Origin of the sequence: Promineifilum sp. (SeqCode), assembly GCF_041918635.1 — a bacterium.
In the GTDB taxonomy this organism is placed as follows: domain Bacteria; phylum Chloroflexota; class Anaerolineae; order Promineifilales; family Promineifilaceae; genus Promineifilum.
This window is the reverse complement of record NZ_JAYRVJ010000591.1, coordinates 1-3,313: the sequence shown is the minus strand read 5'-3', so window position 1 is coordinate 3,313 and position 3,313 is coordinate 1. Positions and strand designations below refer to the sequence as shown.

Sequence of the window (3,313 nt, the reverse complement as noted above, 5' to 3'; positions counted from 1 at the left end):
GTTCTTCCCGGCCGAGCACGCCGTGAAGGTGTGGGAAGGCATCCTGGAGGCGGGCCGGGCCGACGGCGTCCTGCCCATCGGCCTGGCGGCGCGGGACAGCCTGCGCTTCGAGCCGTGCATGCCGCTCTACGGCCACGAGATTTCGGCCGACATTACCCCAGTCGAAGCGCGGCTGACGTTCGCCGTCAGCTTCGAGAAGCCGTTCATCGGGCGCGACGCCTTGCTGAAGCAGAAGCTGGAGCGGCCGGCCCGCGTGGCCGTAGGCGTCGAACTGCTGGAGCGCGGCCTCATCCGCGAGGGCTACGTGCTGCAGCACGAGGGGCAGCCGGTGGGCCACGTCACCAGCGGCATGTACTCGCCCACGACGGACAAGTATCTTGGCATGGCCCTGGTGGCCGCGGAGCACGCGGCGCTGGGGACCGAGTTGGACGTGATTATTCGCGATAAACCCAAGAAAGTGCGGCTGGTAAAGCGTCCCTTCTACACCCCCGCCTACCGCCGCTAAGAGAGGAATGATCCGCAGATTTCGCAGATTACGCAGATTTTGTTCCTTTCCATGTGAAGTAATCTACCAAACCTGCCTAATCTGCGGATGATTCCTCCACATTCATAGAAGAAGCATTGACAGATCACCCAAACCCTCGTGGATATACCTCTGAAAAATCTGCGTAATCTGCGTAATCTGCGGATGATTCTTCTGCCATAAGGAACTACCATGACTACCCGTAATCCACAAGACCATCTGAAACTATTCCTGCCCGGCCCCACCGAGGTGCGGGAGGAGATTCTCGACGCCCAGGGGCGTTGGATGATCGGCCACCGCATGCCGGAAGCCATCCAACTCTTCGGCCGCATCCAGAAGAAATTGCGCCCCGTCTTTCGCACGCAAAACCGCGTCTACGTGACCGCCTCGTCGGGCACGGGCATGTGGGAGGCCGCCACCCGCAACTGTGTGGCCCGCAAAGTCCTGCACTGCACCAACGGCTCCTTCGGCGACCGCTGGATTGACGTGGCCCGCGCCAACGGCAAGGAAGTCGAAGTACTCGACGTGGAATGGGGCCAGCCGGTGCGGCCGGAGGCGGTCGCCGAGCGGCTGAGCGCCGGCGGTTTCGACGCCGTGGCCTTCGTCCAGAACGAGACCAGCGTCGGCATCGCCAACCCGGCCCGCGAGATCGCCCAGGCCATCCGCCAGGCCCCCGGCGGCCAGGACATCATCATCATGGTTGACTCCGTCAGCGGCCTGACCGGCATGGAGATGGAACCCGACCTGTGGGATCTGGACATCGTCCTGACCTCCAGCCAGAAGGCGTTCGCCCTGCCCCCCGGCCTGGCTTTCGCCTCCGTCTCGGAGCGGGCGTTCGAGAAGGCCAAGACTGTGCCCTATCGCGGCTACTACTTCGACTACGTGGAGATGGAGAAGTACCTGCTGAAGGATCAGACGCCGGCCACCCCGGCCATCTCCCTGCTCTACGCGCTGGATGTCCAACTCGACACCATCCTGGCCGAAGGGCTGGAGGCGCGCTGGGCGCGCCACCTGGCGATGCGCAATCTCGTCATCCAGTGGGCCCGTTCGCGCGGCTTCGCCCTCTACGCCGATGACGCGTACGCCTCGCCGACGGTCACGACCATCGTCAACAGCCACGACCTGAGCATCAAGGAGTTGAACGGCTTCCTGCGCACGCGCGGCATGGTGCTCTCCAACGGCTACGGCAAGCTGAAGGACAAGTGCTTCCGCATCGGCCACATGGGCGACTGGCAGGTAGCCGACATCGAGGAACTGCTTGCCAACGTGGATGACTACCTCGTCCAGGAAGGCCATCTGGAGCTTACAGCGGCCTAATGGGCCGCGAGGGTGTGGGAGTGATCGACCTGCTCTTGCGCAACGTGGTAACGGCCGGCGCGCCGGAACCGGTGTCCGTCGCCGTGACCGGCGGCCGCATCGTGGCCGCCGGCCCCGAACTACTCCCCTCCCTCTGGGAGGGGCTGGGGGAGGGTCTGAGCAAGGCCATCCCGGCGCGCGAGGTCTTCGACGCCGGCGGCCGCTACCTGATCCCCGGCTTCGTCGAGAGCCACCTGCACCTGGATATCGCTCTGAGCAACGACGCGCGGCGGCCGGGACGGCCGGAGCCGTTCGTCTCGATGGCCGGCCTCAACGCCGCCATCGAGCGCCGCCGCCGCGCTTTCACGCACGAGGAGATCGTGCGGCGCGCCACGGCCGCCGTCCACCTGGCGCTGCGCCACGGCGTGACGGCCCTGCGCGCCCAATGCCACGTGGACATGGAGATCGGCCTGAAGCACGTCGAGGCGCTTCAGGAAGTCAAGGAGTCCTGCGCCCGTCTGGTCACCATCCAGATCGTCGCCTTCCCGCAACAGGGCTTGCTCGCCAAACCGGGCACGCTCGACCTCTTCCGCGAGGCGTTCCGGCGCGGGGCCGACGTGGTGGGCGGCGCACCCAACCTCGATAGCGGCCACGACTTCCGCGACCACGTTGACGCGGCATTCGCCCTGGCGCTAGAACTCGACCGCGATGTGGACATCCATGCCGACCTGGCGCTGAAACCGAGCGCCGCGCTGGACGATCTGGAAGTCGTCCACGTGGCGCGGCGGACGCTGGAATACGGCTATCAGGGGCGCGTGACGGTCGGCCATGCTTGCGCGCTGGATTCGGCCCCGCCGGACGTGGCGCGGGAGGCGATTGCCTTGCTGAAGGAAGCGGGCGTCAGCGTCATCAGCCAGCCCGATCTGTACCGGCTGGGGCGCGACGACCGCCAACACGTGCGGCGCGGCCTGACGCGGGTCAAGGAACTGCTGGCCGCCGGCGTCAACGTGGCCTACGCCTCCAACAACGTGCGCGACGCCCTGCGCCCGCTGGGCAACATGGACCTGCTGGAAGAGGGGCTGATCCTGGCCTATGGCGCGCACATGGACACGGTAGCCGAACTGGAAACGCTGCTGCGCATGAGCACCAACCATGCCGCGCGCGCCCTGCGCCTGCCCAACTATGGGCTGGAGCCGGGTTGCGTCGCCGACATGGTCTTGCTGGACGCGCCCTCGGCATCGGCGGCTATCGTCGGGCAGGTGGAGAAGTTGCGCGTGTACAAAGCGGGCTGCCTGCGCGCGGTCAACCAACCCGCTTCTTCACAACTCTACATGGAATAAGAGGAATGATCCCCAGAGGAGATCATCATGACCTACAAAATTCTTATCGCTGACAAATTGGGCAAACCCGGCCTGGAACGGCTGGACGGCATGGCCGACGTCGCCTATGACGTGCGAACTGGCCTGACGAAAGAAGAACTGATAGCGGTCATCC

The 3,313-nt window shown here is 65.3% G+C and carries 3 protein-coding genes; all 3 read left to right on the top strand.

Annotated features, from left to right (window positions below; translation table 11 throughout):
- The coding region (locus tag ACE3UY_RS17535) for an aminomethyltransferase family protein (protein WP_374688781.1) at positions 1 to 505 on the top strand (505 nt) is incomplete at its 5' end.
- A 210-nt stretch (positions 506 to 715) separates the two neighbouring features.
- A complete protein-coding gene (locus tag ACE3UY_RS17530; RefSeq protein WP_374688780.1) occupies positions 716 to 1,840 on the top strand; it encodes an alanine--glyoxylate aminotransferase family protein in 1,125 nt (374 codons plus the stop codon).
- 20 nt (positions 1,841 to 1,860) lie between these two features.
- Positions 1,861 to 3,159, top strand: coding sequence for an amidohydrolase family protein (locus tag ACE3UY_RS17525; protein ID WP_374688779.1), 1,299 nt, complete (start codon positions 1,861 to 1,863; stop codon positions 3,157 to 3,159).
- Positions 3,160 to 3,313: the final 154 nt, after the last annotated feature.

Coding starts and splice junctions, on each gene's coding strand:
- ACE3UY_RS17530 (WP_374688780.1), top strand. CDS start 716: ATGACTACCCGTAATCCACAAGACCATCTGAAACTATTCCTGCCCGGC.